The sequence below is a fragment of the [Mycobacterium] manitobense genome (genome assembly GCF_025821665.1).
GTDB lineage: Bacteria > Actinomycetota > Actinomycetes > Mycobacteriales > Mycobacteriaceae > Mycobacterium > Mycobacterium arseniciresistens.
Genome location: NZ_JACKSJ010000219.1, coordinates 20,468 through 39,765 on the forward strand (window position 1 = coordinate 20,468; position 19,298 = coordinate 39,765).

Annotated in this window: 16 protein-coding genes and 1 pseudogene; 13 read left to right on the top strand and 4 right to left on the bottom strand. The window is 71.2% G+C overall.

What is annotated here, in order from left to right; genetic code table 11:
• The first annotated feature begins 3 nt into the window (after positions 1–3).
• The 3 genes from cbiQ to H7I41_RS23890 are packed head-to-tail and all read left to right on the top strand — an operon-like array spanning position 4 to position 2,158.
• Positions 4–777 carry a cobalt ECF transporter T component CbiQ gene (gene cbiQ, locus H7I41_RS23880; protein WP_264015101.1) on the top strand — a complete coding sequence of 258 codons (774 nt, stop codon included), beginning with the start codon at positions 4–6 and terminating at the stop codon, positions 775–777.
• Positions 774–1,517 carry an energy-coupling factor ABC transporter ATP-binding protein gene (locus H7I41_RS23885; RefSeq protein WP_264015102.1) on the top strand — a complete coding sequence of 248 codons (744 nt, stop codon included), beginning with the start codon at positions 774–776 and terminating at the stop codon, positions 1,515–1,517. Before cbiQ ends, H7I41_RS23885 begins: the two co-directional genes overlap by 4 nt.
• A 44-nt stretch (positions 1,518–1,561) precedes the next feature.
• The gene (locus H7I41_RS23890) at positions 1,562–2,158 is read left to right on the top strand and encodes a sigma-70 family RNA polymerase sigma factor (protein WP_264015103.1); all 597 of its coding nucleotides are present in this window, start codon (positions 1,562–1,564) and stop codon (positions 2,156–2,158) included.
• A 1-nt stretch (position 2,159) separates the two neighbouring features.
• On the opposite strand, the gene mtr is transcribed toward H7I41_RS23890, so the two are convergent.
• Positions 2,160–3,575 (bottom strand): mycothione reductase, encoded by a 1,416-nt coding sequence (gene mtr / locus H7I41_RS23895; RefSeq protein ID WP_264015104.1) that lies wholly within the window; start codon positions 3,573–3,575, stop codon positions 2,160–2,162.
• 5 nt (positions 3,576–3,580) lie between these two features.
• Entirely contained in the window at positions 3,581–4,609 is a 1,029-nt protein-coding gene (locus H7I41_RS23900) for an alpha/beta hydrolase (protein WP_264015105.1), read from the bottom strand.
• Positions 4,610–4,802: 193 nt separating this feature from the next.
• On the opposite strand from H7I41_RS23900, the gene mqo reads away from it, so the two are divergent.
• The 7 genes and pseudogenes from mqo to H7I41_RS23935 all read left to right on the top strand — a co-directional run bounded on the left by mqo (position 4,803) and on the right by H7I41_RS23935 (position 13,471).
• Complete coding sequence (mqo, locus tag H7I41_RS23905) at positions 4,803–6,308, top strand: malate dehydrogenase (quinone) (protein ID WP_276009552.1); 1,506 nt, start codon at positions 4,803–4,805, stop codon at positions 6,306–6,308.
• Positions 6,309–6,320: 12 nt separating this feature from the next.
• On the top strand, positions 6,321–6,785 hold the full coding sequence (locus tag H7I41_RS23910; protein ID WP_264015107.1) for a GNAT family N-acetyltransferase: 465 nt from the start codon (positions 6,321–6,323) through the stop codon (positions 6,783–6,785).
• Positions 6,782–8,665, top strand: coding sequence for a VWA domain-containing protein (locus tag H7I41_RS23915; protein WP_264015108.1), 1,884 nt, complete (start codon positions 6,782–6,784; stop codon positions 8,663–8,665). The genes H7I41_RS23910 and H7I41_RS23915 overlap by 4 nt, the downstream gene beginning before the upstream one ends.
• A gap of 19 nt (positions 8,666–8,684) precedes the next feature.
• The gene (cobO, locus tag H7I41_RS23920; RefSeq protein WP_264015109.1) at positions 8,685–9,299 is read left to right on the top strand and encodes a cob(I)yrinic acid a,c-diamide adenosyltransferase; all 615 of its coding nucleotides are present in this window, start codon (positions 8,685–8,687) and stop codon (positions 9,297–9,299) included.
• Positions 9,296–10,667, top strand: a pseudogene (locus H7I41_RS23925) (cobyrinic acid a,c-diamide synthase CobB). The gene cobO and the pseudogene H7I41_RS23925 overlap by 4 nt, the downstream one beginning before the upstream one ends.
• The gene (gene cobA, locus H7I41_RS23930) at positions 10,664–11,860 is read left to right on the top strand and encodes a uroporphyrinogen-III C-methyltransferase (RefSeq protein ID WP_264015110.1); all 1,197 of its coding nucleotides are present in this window, start codon (positions 10,664–10,666) and stop codon (positions 11,858–11,860) included. Before H7I41_RS23925 ends, cobA begins: the two are co-directional and overlap by 4 nt.
• Before the next feature lie 33 nt (positions 11,861–11,893).
• Positions 11,894–13,471 (top strand): MFS transporter, encoded by a 1,578-nt coding sequence (locus H7I41_RS23935; protein WP_264015111.1) that lies wholly within the window; start codon positions 11,894–11,896, stop codon positions 13,469–13,471.
• Here H7I41_RS23935 and H7I41_RS23940 read toward each other — a convergent pair.
• Positions 13,468–14,361 (bottom strand): LysR family transcriptional regulator, encoded by an 894-nt coding sequence (locus H7I41_RS23940; protein WP_264015119.1) that lies wholly within the window; start codon positions 14,359–14,361, stop codon positions 13,468–13,470. The two genes, H7I41_RS23935 and H7I41_RS23940, sit on opposite strands and share 4 nt — an antisense overlap.
• A 133-nt stretch (positions 14,362–14,494) precedes the next feature.
• On the opposite strand from H7I41_RS23940, the gene H7I41_RS23945 reads away from it, so the two are divergent.
• The 3 genes from H7I41_RS23945 to H7I41_RS23955 all read left to right on the top strand — a co-directional run bounded on the left by H7I41_RS23945 (position 14,495) and on the right by H7I41_RS23955 (position 18,649).
• Positions 14,495–15,307, top strand: a complete 813-nt coding sequence (locus H7I41_RS23945) for an SDR family oxidoreductase (RefSeq protein WP_264015112.1) — start codon at positions 14,495–14,497, stop codon at positions 15,305–15,307.
• A 72-nt stretch (positions 15,308–15,379) separates the two neighbouring features.
• Positions 15,380–16,867 (top strand): MFS transporter, encoded by a 1,488-nt coding sequence (locus tag H7I41_RS23950; RefSeq protein WP_264015113.1) that lies wholly within the window; start codon positions 15,380–15,382, stop codon positions 16,865–16,867.
• Between the two features lie 24 nt (positions 16,868–16,891).
• Positions 16,892–18,649, top strand: a complete 1,758-nt coding sequence (locus H7I41_RS23955) for a proline--tRNA ligase (RefSeq protein ID WP_264015114.1) — start codon at positions 16,892–16,894, stop codon at positions 18,647–18,649.
• 6 nt (positions 18,650–18,655) lie between these two features.
• Here the strand turns inward: H7I41_RS23955 and H7I41_RS23960 are convergent, their stop codons facing one another.
• Positions 18,656–19,126 carry a ferritin-like domain-containing protein gene (locus tag H7I41_RS23960; RefSeq protein WP_264015115.1) on the bottom strand — a complete coding sequence of 157 codons (471 nt, stop codon included), beginning with the start codon at positions 19,124–19,126 and terminating at the stop codon, positions 18,656–18,658.
• Positions 19,127–19,298: the final 172 nt, after the last annotated feature.

The following is a 19,298-nucleotide window of genomic DNA, read 5'->3' on the forward strand; positions in this document are numbered from 1 at the left end:
CCCATGGGCGCTGGCGCACACCCGCTCTACCGCCACGGCGACACGGTCGTGCACCGGACGCCTGCCGAGGTCAAGATCGTCTGCCTGGTTGTGTTCGTCCTCGCGGTCGTCGCGACCCCCAGGGAGATGTTCTGGCCGTACGCGGCGTATGCCGCTGTCGTGGTGGCGTGCTGGTCGGTCGCCCGCATCCCGGCGCGCTGGGTGCTGCCGCGCATGCTCATCGAGGCGCCCTTCGTCGTCCTCGCGGCACTGCTGCCGTTCACCGACGGTGGTGTGCGGGTCACCGTCGCCGGGCTGGACCTCTCGGTCACCGGCCTCTATGCGGCGTGGGGCATCGTCGTCAAGGGCACGCTCGGGGTGGCGGCCGCGTTGACGTTCGCCGCCACCACGCAGGCCACCGCACTGCCCGCTGCGCTGAGCCGGCTGAGGGTTCCCGCCGTGCTGACGTCCGTGCTGGTGCTGATGATCCGCTACGTCGATCTGCTCACCGCGGAGGCGGGACGCATGCGGATGGCGCGGATCTCGCGCGGCGACTCGCCGCGGGCGCTGCATCAGGCCGGCGCCGTCGCCCGCGGGGTCGGCACCCTTTTCCTGAGGTCGTTCGAACGCGGGGAACGCGTGTACGTCGCCATGCTGTCACGCGGATTCGACGGCGCGGCACCCGATCTCGCCGCCGTCGGCGCTCCTGCCCGCGCCAGGCCTGCACTGTGGGCCGCCGCGATGGCGCCGGCCATGACGGCCGTTGCGGTCTGCGCGGCGGCCTGGGTGTCCGCATGAACGTGCCTGCGGCGGTGCGGATCGAGGGACTGCACCACACCTATCCCGACGGCCGGGCCGCACTCAACGGGCTCGACCTGACCGTCACCGCCGGTGAACGGGTGGCGGTGCTCGGGCCCAACGGGGCGGGCAAGACCACGTTGATGCTGCACCTCAACGGCGTGCTGACGGCGACGGCCGGTTCGGTCGCGATCGGTGGTGTCACCGTCGGCCGCAAGACCGTACGCGACATCCGGCGCCGGGTGGGTCTGGTGTTCCAGGACCCCGACGACCAACTGTTCATGCCGACGGTCGCGCAGGACGTGGCGTTCGGGCCTGCCAACTTCGGGGTGCGCGGCGACGAGCTCGACAGCCGCGTGCGCGAGGCGCTGGCGACGGTCTCGGCGACCGGGCTCGCCGATCGCAACCCGTCGCACCTGTCGGCCGGGCAGCGCAGGCGCGCGGCACTGGCCACCGTGCTGGCCTGCCGGCCCGAGATCCTGGTGCTCGACGAACCGTCGGCCAACCTCGACCCGGTGGCGCGCCGCGAACTCGCCGAGACCCTGCTGACACTCGACGCCACGATGCTCGTCGTGACTCACGACCTGCCGTACGCCGCGCAGCTGTGCGAGCGGGCGGTGGTGATGGACGGCGGAGTCGTCGTCGCCGACGGGCCGATCGGCTCGGTGCTCGCCGACAGCGCCCTCCTGGCCGCCCACCGATTGGAACTGCCATGGGGTTTCGTGGTTCCGGCGCGCTGAAAATCGCTTGACCTCAAGTCCACTTGAGATGCCAGGCTGTCGGCGTGGCAACCGCGACAGAGGATCACGACCAGCGCAGGGCCCGCTTCGAGCGGGACGCACTGCCCTTGCTGGACCAGCTCTTCAGGGCCGCGCGGCGCTACACCCACAACACCGCCGACGCCGAAGACCTGGTCCAGGAGACCATGGCGAAGGCCTACGCCGGATTCGGCTCCTACGCCGACGGCACCAACCTGCGGGCCTGGCTGCTGCGCATCCTGACCAACACCTGGATCAGCTCCTACCGTGCCGCGCAGCGCAGGCCCGACGAGGTGCTCTCCGATGACTTCACCGACGCGCAACTGGCTGCGGGAGCGCAACATTCGTCGCGGGGCCTGCCCTCGGCCGAACTCGCGGCGCTGGAGGCGATGGGCGACGAGGACGTCCGCGCGGCGCTGCAGGCGCTGCGGGAGGACCAGCGGATGGTGGTCTACTACGCCGACGTCGAAGGCTTGCGCTACAAGGAGATCGCGACGATCCTCGACATCCCGCTCGGCACCGTGATGTCACGGCTGCACCGCGGCCGCAGGCATCTGCGCCGGCTGCTGGCGGAGGTGGCCGCTGCGCGCGGCTACCTGCCCCGCGACTGCTGCGCGGCGTGAATCAGTGCCGGCGGGGCGGCGGCCACGGTGGCTCGCCGCACAGCGCCAGCAGGGCGTTCTCGACGACCTCCGGCAGCGCCGGGTGGATCCAGTACTGGCCGCGGGCCATGTCCTGAGCGGGCAGGTCGAATGCCATCGCCTGGATGAGCGGCTGGATGATTGACGACGCCTGGTGTCCCATGATGTGCGCGCCGAGCAGCAAGCCGGTGTCGTCGTCGACGATCAGCTTGGCGAAGCCGGTCGAGTCCTCCATCGCCCAGCCGTAGGCGACGTCGCCGTAGTCCTGCACCTTCGACCGGATGCGGTATCCCGCTGCGCGGGCCTCGTTCTCGGTCAGCCCGACCGACGCGATCTGCGGCTCGGTGAACACCGCCGATGGCACGTTGCGGTGGTTGGCGGGCATCAGGTTGTCGGTGTCGTCCCAGTCCTGCAGCAGGTTGTGCTTGACCACCCGCGCCTCGTGGTTGGCGACGTGCTTGAGCTGATACGGCGAGCTGATGTCGCCCAGCGCGTAGACGTTTCGCGCCGTGGTGCGCTGGAAGTCGTCGACTACCACCAGCCCGTCCTCGACCTTCACGCCGCCGTGGTGGGCGTCGAGCTGATCGCCGTTGGGGATGCGGCCGGTGGCGACGAGCAGGGTGTCGGCGTGCAGATTCGAGCCGTCGTCGAGGTGCAGCGTGACCCCGGAGTCGTCGGACTTACCACTGACGATGTTGCGGCGGCTGCGGATCTCCCACTTCTTGCCCGCGATGTCGGTGAACCGTTCGCAGATGGTGTCGTCGCAGTGGGTGAGCATCGTCGTGCCGCGCAGCACGATCGTCACCCGGGAACCCAGCGACGAGAAGACGTGCGCGAACTCGGCGGCCACGAAACCGCCGCCGACGATGACGATGTGCTCCGGCAGCTCCGAGATGCGCATGATGCTGTCGCTGGTGTGATAGGCCACGCCGCAGTCCAGGATGGCCGGCGGCACCGTCGCCCGCGAACCCGCGGCCAGCACCACCTGGTCGGCGGTGAACTCGTCGCCGTCGTCGGTGCGCAGCCGGTAGCCGTCGGCACCGGAACCCGCCGGGGCGAACCGGGCGTGGCTGGCGAACACCTCCACGTCGGGCGACGACCGGCGGTACTGCTCCCCGCCGCTGGCGAGCGGGTCGATGCGGCCGAACACCCGCGAGACGATATCGGTCCAGCGCACCGCGTCGACGTGGGCGTCGACGCCGAAGCGGGCCGAGTCGTGGATCTGCTGGGCGACGCCCGCGGCGTAGACGAACATCTTGGTCGGGATGCAGCCGACGTTGAGGCACGTGCCGCCGAACAGCCCCTTCTCCGCGATGGCCACCCGCTTGCCGAGGTAGCGGTCATCGAGGACGGAGTTGCCCGATCCGGTGCCGATGATCGCGATGTCGAAGTCCGCCATACCCATCACTCCTGTCGGGATCGTGCCGACGGCGTGTCGGAACGTGTGTCCGTCAGGTACCCATCCAGCCAGCGGTCCAGTTCACGGTAGGCCACAGTCCGTGGCCCGGCCAGGGAGAGGAACACGTCGTGCTTGGCGTCGGCCACCGGCACCACGGTCGTGCGGTTCCCGATGCAACCCGCCCACCTCGCGATCTGCCGGACGTCGAGCACCGCGTCACCGCGCTGGATGGCGTCGAGGCCCGCCGGGTCGCGCACCTCGCGCACGCTGTGGTCGGACCGAAGGATCAGATTGGGCACGCCGACGTCCAGTCCGCGGTGCAACCGGGCGTGCCCGCGCCGGATGGCGGCGAGCCAGCCGACGGTGACGGGGAACCCGCCGACCGGTTTCCAGTCCAGGTTGTAGTCGAATTCGCCGGCGTAGTCGCGGTGCAGTGAGGCCCCGTAGCCGCCCTCGGGCACCGGGGTGCGCACCACCTGGCGCTTGCGGAGCCGCGACACCGCCGACATCGCCGCCGAGGTGCCGGCGAACCGCAGGATCGCCGGGCCCTGCAGATCGAGCCAAGGGCTGTTGAGCACCAGGCCGGTGACATGGCACTGCGCGGTGCGGTCACGTCGCCGCAGCCGGTCCAGCCACAGCGGGACGATCAGCCCGCCCGCCGAGTGCGCCATCACCAGGACGTCGGCGCCGCCGGTCTCGGCCGCGACGATCTCGCACGCCCGCTCCAGTTCGGCGTCGTACCGGCTCAGGTCGGTGGTGAAGTGCGGGGTCTGCCCCGGCTGCCACGAGCGCCCGCATTTGTGCAGGTCGAGCGCGTAGAACGCGAAGCCGCGGGCAGCCAGCCGGTCGGCCAGCTCGGTGTGGAAGAAGTAGTCGGTGAAACCGTGCACCAGCAGCACCGCGTGCGCGGCCGGGCGGGCGTCGCCGCGACGCACCACGGTCGCGAAGAGTTCGCCCTCCCCGTCGGGGTCGGCGCCCAGCTCCACGGTGTGCTGCCAGTAGCCGGGCAGAACGTCGGGCTCCCAGCCGGTCACGACAGCCACCTTAGAGCCCGCGCACCGGCATGGGGGTGAGGAGTTGCACAGCCCTGGGCCGGTTTGGGGCAACGGTGTCGGGATAACCTGGGAGCTGAACCGTCTCGAACGGACCGTGTGAGCATGTGAGGGCCGAGTGTCGAAGTCAGAGGCAGCCACCCAGACCGACGTCGTGCTGGTGGGCGCGGGGATCATGAGCGCGACGCTGGCCGCCCTGATCCGGCTGGTGGAGCCCGACTGGTCGATCACGCTGATCGAGCGGCTCGACGGCGCCGCCGCGGAGAGCAGCGACCCGTGGAACAACGCGGGCACCGGACACTCGGCGCTGTGCGAACTGAACTACACCCCCGAGCTGCCCGACGGCACCATCGACATCGCCAAGGCCGTGCACGTCAACGAGCAGTTCCAGGTGTCGCGCCAGTTCTGGTCCTACGCCGTGGAGAATGGCGTGCTTCCCGACGTGCGCAGCTTCCTCAACCCGATCCCGCACGTCAGCTTCGTCAGCGGTGCCAAGAACGTGCAGTACCTGCGCAAGCGGTACGACGCGCTGGTCACCAACCCGCTGTTCGCCACGATGGAGTTCATCGACGACCGCGACGAGTTCACCCGCCGGCTGCCGCTGATGTCCGAGCAGCGCGACTTCTCCGACCCGGTGGCGCTGAACTGGACCCAGGACGGCACCGACGTGGACTTCGGTTCGCTGTCGCGCCAGCTCATCGGCTTCGCCGCCAAGCAGGGCATGACCACCTACTTCGGCCACGAGGTCCGCGACCTGGACAAGCAGTCCGACGGCAGCTGGACCCTGAAGGTGGTCAACCGGCGCACCGGCGCCAAGCGCAAGCTCAACGCCAAGTTCGTCTTCGTCGGCGCGGGCGGCGGCGCGCTCCCGCTGCTGCAGCGCGCCGGCATCGCCGAGGCCAAGGGTTTCGGCGGGTTCCCGGTGGGTGGCCAGTGGCTGCGCAGTGGCAATCAGCGCCTGACCGCAGGCCACCAGGCCAAGGTCTACGGCCAGCCGCCGCTGGGCGCGCCGCCGATGTCCGTGCCGCACCTGGACACCCGGGTGATCAACGGCAAGTCCTACCTGCTGTTCGGTCCGTTCGCCGGCTGGTCGCCGAAGTTCCTCAAGCAGGGCAAGGTCACCGATCTGCCGTTCTCGGTGCGGCCGAACAACCTGGCATCCATGCTCGGCGTCGGCGTGACCGAGCTGGGCCTGGTCAAGTACCTGATCGGCCAGCTGCGGCTCAGCGAGGCCGACCGCGTCGATGTGCTGCGTGAATTCGCGCCCAGCGCAAAGGATTCCGACTGGGAGCTGGACATCGCAGGCCAGCGCGTGCAGGTGGTCCGCCGCAAGGGCCGCGGCGGCGTGCTGGAGTTCGGCACCACCGTGCTCGCGGCGGCAGACGGCAGCATCGCCGGCCTGCTCGGCGCGTCGCCCGGTGCGTCGACGGCCGTGCCCGCGATGTTCGACGTGATGGAACGCTGCTTCGGCGACCGCTACCAGACCTGGCTGCCCAGGCTCAAGGAGATCGTGCCGTCGCTGGGCGTCGAGTTGTCCAACGAGCCGAAGCTGTTCGACGAGGTGTGGGCGCACGGCACCAAGGTCCTCAAGCTGGACCGGCCGGCAAGCGGGATGCCTGCCACCGTCGACCACGAAAACACTGCAGGCACCGAGCATTCACCCACCGCGGCCACTGCCTGACGTGGTCGGCGGATGACTGTCGCGCTGCGGCGCAGCTGGGCGAAGGACCTCGATGCAGCAACGCTCTACGAGCTGCTCAAGTTGCGGGTCGAGGTCTTCGTCGTCGAACAGGCATGCCCCTACCCGGAGCTCGACGGCCGCGACCTGCTCGCCGAGACCCGGCACTTCTGGCTCGAAGGTGTTGACGGAGAAGTCATCTCGACACTGCGGTTGATGGAGGAGCATCCCGGCGGGCAGAAGGGCTTCCGCATCGGCCGGGTGTGCACCAAGCGCGAGGCGCGCGGCCACGGCCACACCCACCGGCTGATGCAGGCCGCCCTCGCCGACGTCGGTGATCACCCCTGCCGCATCGACGCGCAGACCTATCTCGAGGAGATGTACCGCGGCCACGGCTTCGTCCGCGACGGCGACGAATTCCTCGACGACGGGATCCCGCACGTGCCGATGCTGCGGGCCGCGTCGGGGGCGGCGCAGTGACCGCCGAACCCGGCTACCCCTTCAGCGCACTCGTCGGACACGACCGGCTGCGCCTGGCGTTGCTGCTGTGCGCGGTGCGCCCGGAGATCGGCGGGGTGCTGATCCGCGGGGAGAAGGGCACCGCCAAGTCGACGGCGGTGCGCGCCCTGGCCCGGGTGCTCACGGCCGTCGACGCCGACGCGCGGCTCGTCGAGCTGCCCATCGGGGCCACCGAGGACCGAGTGGTCGGCTCGCTTGACCTGCAGAAGGTGCTCCGCGACGGCGAGCATGCGTTCTCGCCGGGTCTGCTGGCCCGCGCGCACGGCGGCGTGCTGTACGTCGACGAGGTCAACCTGCTGCACGATCACCTGGTCGACGTGCTGCTCGACGCCGCGGCGATGGGCCGGGTGCACATCGAGCGCGACGGCATCTCGCATTCGCACGACGCCCGCTTCGTCCTGATCGGGACGATGAACCCCGAGGAGGGGGAGCTGCGGCCGCAGCTGCTGGACCGTTTCGGGCTCACCGTCGACGTGGCGGCCTCCCGCGACGTCGACGTCCGCGCCGACGTGATCCGCGCCCGCCTGGCCTACGAGGCCGATCCGGCAGGCTTCTCCTCCGACTACGCCGAGGCCGACGCCGCACTGGCCCGCCGCATCGCCGGCGCCCGCGCCCTGGTCGGCCGGGTGGTGTTGCCCGACAGCGAGTTACGCCGTATCGCCGCGCTGTGTGCGGCGTTCGACGTCGACGGCATGCGCGCCGACCTGGTGGTGGCGCGCACCGCCGTCGCCCATGCCGCCTGGCGGGCCGCCGAGGCCGGAACCGACGACGCGATCACCGTCGCCGAGGAGGACATCCGGGTGGCCGCCGAATTGGCGCTGCCGCACCGTCGCCGCCGCGACCCGTTCGACGACCCCGGGCTGGATCCGCAGCGCCTCGACGAGGCGATGGAGGAGGCCGGTGCGCAGAGCGCCGACGCGGATTCCGGGCCAGACGATCCCGAACCCGATCCGCCGGGTGGCGGGGCCTCGTCCGACGGGGCCGCGGAAGCGCCCGGCAAGCAACAGGATTCGCCGTCGCCGACCCGCTCCAATGCGGCGCCCTCGGGGGTGTTCCGCACCAAGGCGCTGACCGTGCCCGGGGTGGGGGAGGGCGCGCCCGGCCGGCGTTCGAGGGCAAGGAACCGGACCGGCACCGTCGTGTCGGCCACCGGCGACCCCGGCGTGGGACACGGTGTGCACATCTTCGGCACCCTGCTGGCCGCCGCCAACTCGCAACGCGCGGCGGGACGTCCGCGGCCGGGGCCCGACGACGTGCGGCGCGCGGTCAGGGTGGGCCGCGAGGGCAACCTGGTGATCTTCGTGGTGGACGCGTCGGGGTCGATGGCGGCCCGCGACCGGATGGCGGCGGTCGGCGGCGCCACGCTGTCACTGCTGCGCGACGCCTACCAGCGGCGGGACAAGGTGGCGGTGATCACGTTCCGCGGCGACGCGGCACAGGTGCTGCTGCCGCCGACGTCGTCGGTGTACATCGCGAGCAGGCGGCTGGCCCGCTTCGACACCGGCGGCCGCACTCCGCTCGCCAAGGGACTGCTGACCGCCCGCGATGTGGTGGTCCGGGAGAAGGCCCGCGACCGGGCCCGGCGCGCGCTCGTGGTGGTGCTCACCGACGGCCGGGCGACCGGCGGGCCGGATCCCGTCGGCAGGGCGCGGGCCGCCGCAGCACGGCTGGTCGCCGAGGGCGCCGCGGCGGTCGTGGTGGACTGTGAGACGTCGTTCGTGCGACTGGGTCTGGCCGCTGACCTCGCCGCCCACCTGGGCGCCCCGGCGGTGCGGCTGGCACATCTGCACGCCGACGAGCTGACCCGGGTGGTCAGCCGGGCTGACCGCACCGCGGCCTGAACCACCGAGGAGGACCGCCATGCCCCAGGGCCGCCCGCTGACCGTTCCCGCCGACGGGTTGAGCACCCGCGCCCGCCGCAACGCACCGCTGCTGGCCGTGCACACCGGTCCGGGCAAGGGGAAGTCGACCGCGGCGTTCGGGATGGCGCTGCGGGCGTGGAACCAGGGGTTCGACATCGCGGTGTTCCAGTTCGTCAAGAGCGCGAAGTGGAAGGTGGGCGAGGAGGCGGCGTTCCGCGAACTCGGCCGCCTGCACGAGCGCGACGGCGTCGGCGGGCCCGTCGAATGGCACAAGATGGGCTCCGGGTGGTCGTGGTCGCGCAAGTCCGGCAGTGCCGACGACCATGCGGCGGCCGCAGCTGACGGGTGGGCCGAGATCGCCCGCCGGCTGGCCGAGCAGCGGCACGACTTCTACGTGCTCGACGAGTTCACCTATCCACTGAAGTGGGGATGGGTCGACGTCGACGAGGTCGTCGCCACCCTGGGGGACCGGCCCGGCAACCAGCATGTGGTGATCACCGGCCGCGACGCACCGCAGGCGCTGCTCGACGCCGCCGACCTGGTGACCGAGATGACGAAGGTCAAGCACCCGATGGATGTGGGCCGTAAGGGCCAGAAGGGGATCGAGTGGTGAGCGTGCCCGCCCTGGTCATCGCCGCCCCTGCCTCGGGCAGCGGGAAGACCACCGTGGCAACCGGTCTGATGGGCGCGCTGCGCCTGGCGGGCCGGTCGGTCGCGCCGTTCAAGGTGGGCCCGGATTTCATCGACCCGGGCTATCACGCGCTGGCCGCGGACAGGCCCGGCCGCAACCTCGACCCCGTGCTGGTCGGCGAGTCGCTGATCGGGCCGCTCTACCGGCACGGCAGCGACGGCGCCGACCTCGCCGTCGTCGAAGGTGTGATGGGGCTGTTCGACGGGCGGATCAGCGACGAGCCGATCACCGGGCCCGCCCGTGGTTCCACCGCACAGGTGGCCGCGCTGCTCGGCGCGCCCGTGGTGCTGGTGATCGACGCCCGCGGTCAGAGCCACAGCGTGGCCGCCCTGCTGCACGGCTTCGTCGGCTTCGACCCGGCCGTGCGGATCGCCGGGGTGATCCTCAACCGCGTCGGTTCACCGCGACACGAACAGGTGCTGCGGCAGGCCTGCGAGTACGTCGGGCTGCCGGTGTTCGGGGCGATCCCGCGCACCGAAGCACTCGCCGTGCCGTCACGCCACCTCGGTCTGGTGACCGCCGGCGAGCACGGTGCGCAGGCCCGCGAGGCGGTGGAGGCGATGACCGAGGTGGTGGGCCGCCACCTGGACCTGGCGGGCATCACCGCGGTCGCGACCAGCCGCGTCGATGACCCGCCGTGGAACCCCGCCACCGCAGAACCGGTGGGCAACGGCGTCACGGTGGCCGTCGCGGCGGGCAACGCGTTCAACTTCCGCTACACCGAGCACGCCGAGATGCTGCGCGCCGCGGGCGCCGAGGTGGTCGACTTCGACCCGCTGACCGATCCGCTGCCGTCGCGGACCGCCGCACTGGTGCTGCCGGGCGGCTTCCCCGAGCAGCACGCAGCCGAACTGTCCGCCAATGACATTCTGCGTCAACAGATCAGGACGCTGGCCGCGGCCGGTGCGCCGGTGCACGCCGAATGCGGTGGGCTGACGTACCTGGTGGACGAACTCGACGGCCACCCGATGTGCGGCGTGCTGTCGGGTTCGGCGGAGTTCACCCCGCGGCTCACGCTCGGTTACCGCAGCGCGCTGGCGACCGGCGAGTCGGTGATGTACCAGGTCGGCGACACCGTGACCGGCCACGAATTCCACCGCACCGCAACGAAGTTCACCGGCGACTACGGCCCGGCGTGGAGATTCTCCGGAGATCGGGCCTGCGCGCCGCAGGACGGCGCTCTCGACCGCAACGTGCACGCGTCGTACCTGCACACCCATCCGGCCTCGGTGCCTGCGGCGGTCACCCGTTTCGTGGCCGCCGCGGCGCGGCTCTAAGCTCGCCGGGTGACCGAGAACGCCTACCTGGTAGGACTGCGGCTGGCCGGCAAGAAGGTCGTCGTGGTCGGAGGCGGAACCGTCGCGCAGCGCCGGCTGCCGCTGCTCATCGCCAACGAGGCCGACGTGCACGTCATCGCCCGCGCCGCCACCCCGGCCGTCGAGGCCATGACGGGGATCACACTGCAGCTGCGTGACTTCCGCGACGGTGACCTCGACGGCGCCTGGTATGCCATCGCCGCGACCGACGATCCCGACGTCAACGCCGCGGTCGTCGCCGAGGCCGAGCGCAGGCGCATCTTCTGCGTGCGCGCCGACGTGGCCAGGGACGGGACGGCGGTGACCCCGGCGTCCTTCGAATACGAGGGCCTGGCGGTCGGGGTGCTGGCCTCCGGTGAGCACCGCCGCTCGGCCGCGATCCGTTCGGCGATCCACGAGGCGCTGCAGCAGGGCCTCATCGCCGCGGACACCTCCGAGACGATGCGGGCCGGCGTCGCGCTGGTCGGCGGCGGGCCCGGCGACCCGGAGCTGATCACCGTGCGCGGGCGGCGGCTGCTCTCCCAGGCCGACGTGGTGGTCGCCGACCGGCTGGCGCCGCCGGAACTGCTCGCCGAACTCGCGCCGCATGTCGAGGTGATCGACGCCGCCAAGATCCCCTACGGCAGGGCGATGGCGCAGGACGCGATCAACGAGGTGCTCGTCGACCGGGCGCGTGCGGGCAAGTTCGTGGTGCGGCTCAAGGGCGGCGACCCGTTCGTGTTCGCACGCGGCTACGAGGAGGTGCTCGCGTGCGCCGAGGCGGGGATTCCGGTGACCGTGGTGCCCGGTGTGACCAGTGCCATAGGTGTTCCGGCGCTGGCCGGCGTCCCGGTCACCCATCGCCACGTCACGCACGAATTCGTGGTGGTCAGCGGGCATGTCGCGCCGGACCATCCCGAATCGTTAGTGAATTGGGATGCGCTCGCCGCGCTCTCGGGCACCATCGTGTTGCTGATGGCGGTGGAACGCATCGAACTGTTCGCCAAGGCCCTGCTGGACGGCGGCCGACCTGCGGATACCCCTGTGCTCGTGGTCCAGCACGGAACCACGTCGGCGCAGCGGAGTTTGCGGGCGACACTCGCCGACGCGCCGCAGCGGATCCGCGAAGAGGGCATCCGACCTCCCGCGATCATCGTGATCGGGCCCGTCGCGGCCTTCGGCGGTTAAAGGGTTCTTAAGATTACTGTAAGGTAACCCGTTATGACGGCTCTCAATGACGCAGAGCGCGCAGCCATGTTCAGCGATGCCGCCGGGGGTTCCGGGCGGGCTGTGCCGTCGAGCAACAAGTCGGCCAAGGCACGCACCGCCAAGGCTCCGGCCTGGGTTCCGTCGCGGCGGTTCTTCGCCGCGGTGATCGCCATCGCCGGTATGCAGCTCATGGCCACGATGGACGGCACCATCGCCATCGTCGCGCTCCCCAAGATCCAGGACTCACTGAACCTGTCCGACGCCGGGCGCAGCTGGGTCATCACGGCCTACGTGCTCACCTTCGGCGGACTGATGCTGCTGGGCGGGCGCCTCGGCGACTCCATCGGCCGCAAGCGGACGTTCATCGTGGGCGTCGCGCTGTTCACCATCGCCTCGGTGCTGTGCGGCATCGCCTGGGACGAGGCCACGCTGGTGATCGCGCGGTTGCTGCAGGGCGTCGGCGCCGCCATCGCCTCGCCCACCGCACTGGCCCTCGTCGCGACGACGTTCGCGAAGGGCCCGGCCCGCAACGCCGCCACGGCGGTGTTCGCCGCGATGACCGGTGTCGGTTCGGTCATGGGACTGGTCGTCGGCGGCGCGCTGACCGAGGTGTCCTGGCGGCTGGCCTTCCTGGTCAACGTCCCGATCGGGCTGCTGATCGTCTACCTCGCCCACACGGCGCTGCGGGAGACCCACAAGGAGCGGCTCAAGCTCGACGCCACCGGGGCGCTCCTGGCGACCCTGGGCTGCACGGCCGCGGTGCTCGCCTTCTCCATGGGTCCGGAACAGGGCTGGGTCTCACCGATCACCATCGGCTCGGGCATCGCCGCGCTGATCTGCCTCGTCGCGTTCATCATCGTCGAGCGCACCGCCGAGAACCCGGTGGTTCCGTTCGAACTGTTCAAGGACCGCAACAGGCTCGCCACGTTCGGGGCGGTCTTCCTGGCCGGCGGCGTGATGTTCACCCTGTCGGTGCTCATCGGCCTCTACGTGCAGGACATCCTCGGCTACAGCCCGCTGCGGGCCGGTATCGGGTTCATCCCGTTCGCCATCGCGATGGGCATCGGGCTGGCGCTGTCCTCTCAGCTGGTGTCGATCTTCCCGCCGCGGATCCTGGTGATCGCCGGTGGCGTCCTGGTGCTCGGCGCGATGGTCTACGGCTCGACGCTCAACAGCGGCATCCCGTACTTCCCGAACCTCGTCATCCCGCTCGTGGTGGGCGGCATCGGGATCGGGATCATCTTCGTCGCGCTGATGCTGTCGGCCATCGCCGGTGTCGGGTTCGACCAGATCGGTCCCGTCTCGGCGATCACGCTGATGATGCAGAACCTCGGCGGGCCGATCGTGCTCGCGATCATCCAGGCCGTCATCACCTCCCGCACGCTGTACCTGGGTGGCACGACGGGGCCGGTGAAGAACATGGACACCACCCAGCTCGCCGCCCTCGACGCCGGATACACCTACGGCCTGCTGTGGGTGGCCGCCGTCGCGGTCCTGGTCGGCGGCGCCGCCCTGCTCATCGGCTACACCAGCCAGCAGGTCGCGCACGCCCAGGAGGTCAAGGACGCGATCGACGCCGGAGAGCTCTAGCTCGAGATCTCCGCGGCGACCGAGCGCAGCGCGGCGACCACCGCGCCGGCCTCGTCACCGGCGTCCACCGCGGTGAGCGCCATCGTGCTGCGGCCCAGCCAGTTCGGGTCGTCGACCGCCACGGTGGTGACACCGTCGGGCACCGACTTCGCCGCCAGTTCCGGCATCAGGCAGATCCCGAGGCCGGCGGCCACCAGTCCGAGCCGTGCCGGCCAGCCGGCCACCCGGTGCCGGATCACCGGATCGGACAGCGTCGGCCACGCGGTGAACTGCGGGTCTCCCGCCGAGCCCGTGCCCGCGATCCACGCCTCATCGGCGAGTTCGCGGACCGCCACCGGGCCTGCGGCCGCCAGCCGGTGCCCGACCGGTACGGCCACGCACAGGTCCCCGGCGTAGATGCGGCGCGCGGCGAGGCCGTCGACGTCGTAGTCGGGCAGACCCGCGCCCGCGCCGATGACGGCGACACCCAGCCGGCCCGCGCGCAGCTCGCGCAGCAGCGCCGGGGTGGCGGCCTCGCGCAGGCTCACACTCAGCCCCGGGTGCTCGACCGCCAGGCGTGCCACGGCCCGCGGCACCAGCACGGCCATCGCCGCGGGAAACGCGCCGACGGCGACCCGTCCAGCGAGCCGGTCGCCGAGGCCATCCAATTCGTGCCGGAGCGCCGCCGTGGCGCCGAGGACGCGGGCCGCGTGCTCCACCACCACCGCGCCTGCCGGCGTGAGGCTCACCCCGCGCACCTCACGGGCGAACAGGCGGTAGCCTGCGGCGTCCTCCATCGCCGCGACCTGCCGCGAGACCGCGGGCTGCGAGTACCCCAGGGAACGGGCGGCGGCGGTGAAGGACCCCAGCAGTGCGATCTCGCGGCACACCCGCAGCCCCTCGAGCGTCATCTCGGTCACCACCCCACCCTAGGCATGCGTGTCATGTATGGGTTCCCTTCGGAATGCTCATCTCCCGGATGGATGCACCGGCCGGCTCGGGGCGGTTGACTCGGGCAGAAGCGCGAAAGAAGGGAAGTTCGACATGACCAGGACCTGGTTCATCACGGGTGCGTCCCGCGGCATGGGCCGCGAACTCGTCGAGCAGCTGCTCGAACGCGGTGACACCGTCGCCGCGACGCTGCGGCGACCGGAACAGCTCGACGATCTGGCGGCCCGGCACGGCGACCGGCTGTGGCGGCGCGCGCTCGACGTCACCGACACCGGGGCTGTGCGCGCGGTCGTCGCGGAGGCGTTCGCCGCACACGGCCGCATCGACGTCGTCGTGTCCAACGCGGGATACGGGGTGTTCGGCGTCGCGGAGGACCTCACCGACGAGCAGATCGACCAGATGATCGCCACCAACCTCACCGCGTCCATCCAGCTCGCCCGCGCAGTGCTGCCGCACCTGCGCGCCCAGGGCGGCGGCTTGCTGATGCAGATGTCCAGCATGGGCGGGCACATGACGTTTCCGGCCTTCTCGCTGTACCACGTCACCAAGTGGGGCATCGAGGGCTTCTTCGACGCCCTCGCAGCCGAGGTCGAGCCCTTCGGCATCCGCACCACGCTGATCGCACCGGGTGTGGTGCGCACCGGCTTCTTCGATGCGGCGGCACGTGTTCCGCTCAGTGAGCCCTACCGCGGCGGCCCCGCCGACACGCCTGCCACCACCGTCGAGGAGATGACCGACGACCCCGAGCGCACGGTCGCGGCGATCATCCGCGCCGCCGACTCCGGCGATCCGCCCCGCCGCCTGGTGCTCGGTTCCGACGCCTGGACGCTGATCACCGGGGCGCTGCGGGCCCGGCTGGACGACGTCACCGCCCAGCGCGAGAACGCCGCCACCGCCGACTACTGAGGAATTTCGGCGCGGTCACCGCCGCACCGCGTCGGCAGGCGCGCCGAAATCACCACGGTAGGGTCGTGAGCCATGTCGGCGCAGGGGTCCTCCGGGTCGCAGCCGCTGACCTCCTCGGTGCTCGGCGTCGCGATCGTCGCGATCACCGGCATGCAGCTGATGTCGACGCTCGACGGCACGATCGTGATCGTCGCGCTGCCGCGCATCCAGTCCGACCTCGACATGTCCGACGCCGCCAAGAGCTGGGTCGTCACCGCCTACGTGCTCGCCTTCGGCGGGCTGCTGCTGCTCGGCGGCCGGATCGGCGACGCGATCGGGCACAAGCGGGCGTTCCTGTCCGGCGTCGGCGTGTTCACCCTCGCGTCGCTGGTCTGCGGCCTGGCCACCGACGGCACCACGCTGGTGATCGCCCGCGCCGTGCAGGGCACCGGGGCGGCGGTGGCGGCGCCGACCGGGCTGGCGCTGATCGCCACCACCTACGCGATCGGCGCTCCCCGCAACCGGGCGCTGGCGGTCTCGGCGGCGATGCAGGCCGCCGGATCGGTGCTCGGCCTGATCCTGGGCGGCGCCTTCACCGTCGTGTCGTGGCGGCTGGCGTTCCTGATCAACGTGCCGATCGGCATCGCCGTGATCGCGGTCGCGGTCTACCGGATCACCGAGACCCACCACGAGCGGCTCAAGCTCGACGTGGTGGGGGCGCTGCTGGCCACGCTCGGCTGCACGGCCGCGGTGCTCGTCTTCACCCAGGGCCCGCCGCGCGGCTGGATCGACCCGTTCGTCTTCACCGCGGGCGCCGCCGCGGCCGTCTTCTTCGTCTCGTTCCTGCTCGTCGAGCGCCGGGCCGCGCACCCGATCGTCCCGTTCTCGGTGTTCGACGACCGCAACCGGGTGGCGACGCTCGCCGCGTACTTCCTCGCCGGCGGCGTGATGCTGACCATCTCGGTGATGATGGGCCTCTACATCCAGGACGTGATGGGTTACTCGGCGTTGCAGGCGGGCATCGGGTTCCTGCCCTTCGCCGTCGGCTTCGGCGTCGGCGTCGTGGTCGCCACCCGGCTGGCGCCGAGGATCGCGCCGCGCTGGGTGGTGATCGGCGCCGGTGTCTTCGTGCTGGGCGCCATGCTGTTCGGCTCCACCCTGACGCGCACTGTCGCCTACTTCCCTGACCTGTTCGCGCCGATCCTGTTCGCCGGCTTCGGCATCGGGGTGATCTCGGTGGTGCTGCCGCTGTGCGCCATCGCCGAGGTGGGCCCGCGCGAGATCGGACCGGTCTCGTCGATCACGCTGATGGTGTTCAACCTCGGCGGGCCGCTGATGCTGGTGGCGATCCAGGCGGTGCAGACCTCACGCACGCTCTACCTGGGCGGCACCACCGGCCCGGTGACGGACATGACCGACGCGCAGCTCGACGCGCTCGGACAGGGCTACACCTATGCCCTGCTGTGGGTGGCGGCCATTGCGATCCTGGTCGGGGCGGCGGCCCTGTTCATCGGTTTCACGGCACGTCAGATCGCGGTGGCCCAGCACACCCGCGAGGCGTTCGACGCCGGAGAGCTCTGAGACCTCAAGCTAAGGTGGGCGCTCGTGATCACCCGTATGTCCGAGCTGTTCCTGCGCACCCTCCGCGACGACCCGGCCGACGCCGAGGTGCCCAGCCACAAGCTGCTCATCCGCGCCGGCTACGTCCGGCCGGTGGGCCCCGGGCTGTACAGCTGGCTGCCGCTCGGCCTGCGGGTGCTGCGCAAGATCGAGGGCATCATCCGCGAGGAGATGGCGCACATCGGCGGGCAGGAAATCCTGCTCCCCGCGCTGGTGCCCCGCGCACCGTACGAGACGACGAACCGGTGGACCGAGTACGGCGACAGCGTGTTCCGGCTCAAGGACCGCCGCCGCAACGACTACATGCTCGGGCCCACCCACGAGGAGCTCTTCGCGCTGACCGTGAAGGGGGAGTACAGCTCCTACAAGGACTTCCCGCTGCGGCTCTACCAGATCCAGAACAAGTACCGCGACGAGGCCAGGCCGCGGGCGGGCATCCTGCGCGGGCGCGAGTTCGTGATGAAGGACTCCTACAGCTTCGACGTCGACGACGACGGCCTGAAGAAGGCGTATCACGCGCACCGCGAGGCCTATCAGCGGATCTTCGCCCGACTCGGTGTCGAGTACGTCATCGTGTCGGCGGTCTCGGGTGCGATGGGCGGCAGCGCCTCCGAGGAGTTCCTCGCCGAGAGTGAGATCGGCGAGGACACCTTCGTCCGCTGCCTGGAGTCCGGATACGCCGCCAATGTGGAGGCGGTGATCACCCGGGTGCCGGAATCGCTGCCGATCGACGGACTGCCCGAGGCGACGGTGTACGACACCCCCGACGCCCCGACCATCGCCACGCTCGTCGACTGGGCCGACAGCGCCGACCTGCCCGGCTTCGCGGGCCGCACTGTCACCGCCGCGGACACGCTGAAGAACGTGCTGCTCAAGGTCCGCGAACCCGGCGGGGAGTGGGAACTGCTCGCGATCGGCGTGCCCGGTGACCGCGACATCGACGAGAAGCGCCTCGGCGCCGCGCTGGAACCCGCCGAGTACGCGCTGCTCGACGACACCGACTTCGCCAGGTACCCGTTCCTGGTGAAGGGCTACGTCGGCCCGAAGTCGCTGGTGGACAACGGTGTCCGATTCCTGGTCGACCCGCGCATCGTCGACGGCACGACCTGGATCACCGGCGCCGACGCACCGAACAAGCACGTGGTCGGCATGGTGGCGGGACGCGACTTCACCGCCGACGGCACCATCGAGGCCGCCGACGTCCGCGACGGCGATCCGTCGCCCGACGGCGCGGGCCCGCTGGTCAGCGCGCGCGGCATCGAGATCGGCCACATCTTCCAGCTCGGCCGCAAGTACACCGAGGCGTTCACCGTCGACGTGCTCGGCGAGGACGGCAAGCCGGTGCGGCTGACGATGGGCTCCTACGGCATCGGCGTGTCCCGGCTGGTCGCCGTGATCGCCGAGCAGCAGCACGACGAGATCGGTCTGCGCTGGCCGTCGTCGGTGTCGCCGTTCGACGCCCACCTGGTGATCGCGAACAAGGACGAGGCCGCCCGCGCAGGCGCGATGGAGCTGGCCGCCGACCTCGACCGGCTGGGTGTCGACCTGCTGCTCGACGACCGCAAGGCCTCGCCCGGGGTGAAGTTCAAGGACGCCGAGCTGCTCGGTGTGCCGTGGATCGTGGTGGTGGGCCGCGGCTGGGCAGACGGCACCGTCGAGCTGCGCAACCGGTTCACCGGTGAGACGCGCGAGATCGCCGTCGACGCGGCGGCCACCGAGATATCAGGGGCGATCGCCGGCTGACGCCTGCTACTCGTTGCCGCCGGGGAACGCGACGGTCACCGGTGAGACGTCGAGCACCCGGTTCCAGCGGGCGATCCTGACCGCGCACTGCGTCAACGCCGTCACCGCGAACGTCCGGTCCTCGGCGGTGGTGGCCTGCTCGAGCACCGCCCGCCACGCCGTCGCGGAGTCGCGCTCCATCTGCGCGGCCAGCTCGGCGGCGTCGGTCGGGCTGTTGACTGGCGACGGCAGCTGGTAGCCGGGCTCGGGCAGCGGTGCCTCCACCGACCTGCCGTCGAGCATGGCGATCGCGGCTTCGCGGCGTTCACGGTGTTCGGCCATCGACGCGGACACCAGCGAGTTGAGCTCCGGCGTCGAGTGCGCGGACACCAGGCCGTAGCCGTAGATGACGGCGTGCTCGGTGGCGACGGCGTCGTAGAGGGCGCCGGTGTCGGGGCCGGACGGCCGTGTCGGCATGGTCGGTTCGGGTGAGGTCACGACGACTCCTCCGGCGCGAGTGCCACCAGGTAGGCGGCCGTGCAGGCCGCGGCGATCGAACCGAGCAGGCCGGCGCGGTAGCCGGACAGCTGGGCCGCCAGGCCCGCGGCGCTCTCGGCGGACTGCCGCAGCGCACCGGCCACCTCGGCGGCGGTCGGCGGCTTCACCGGCT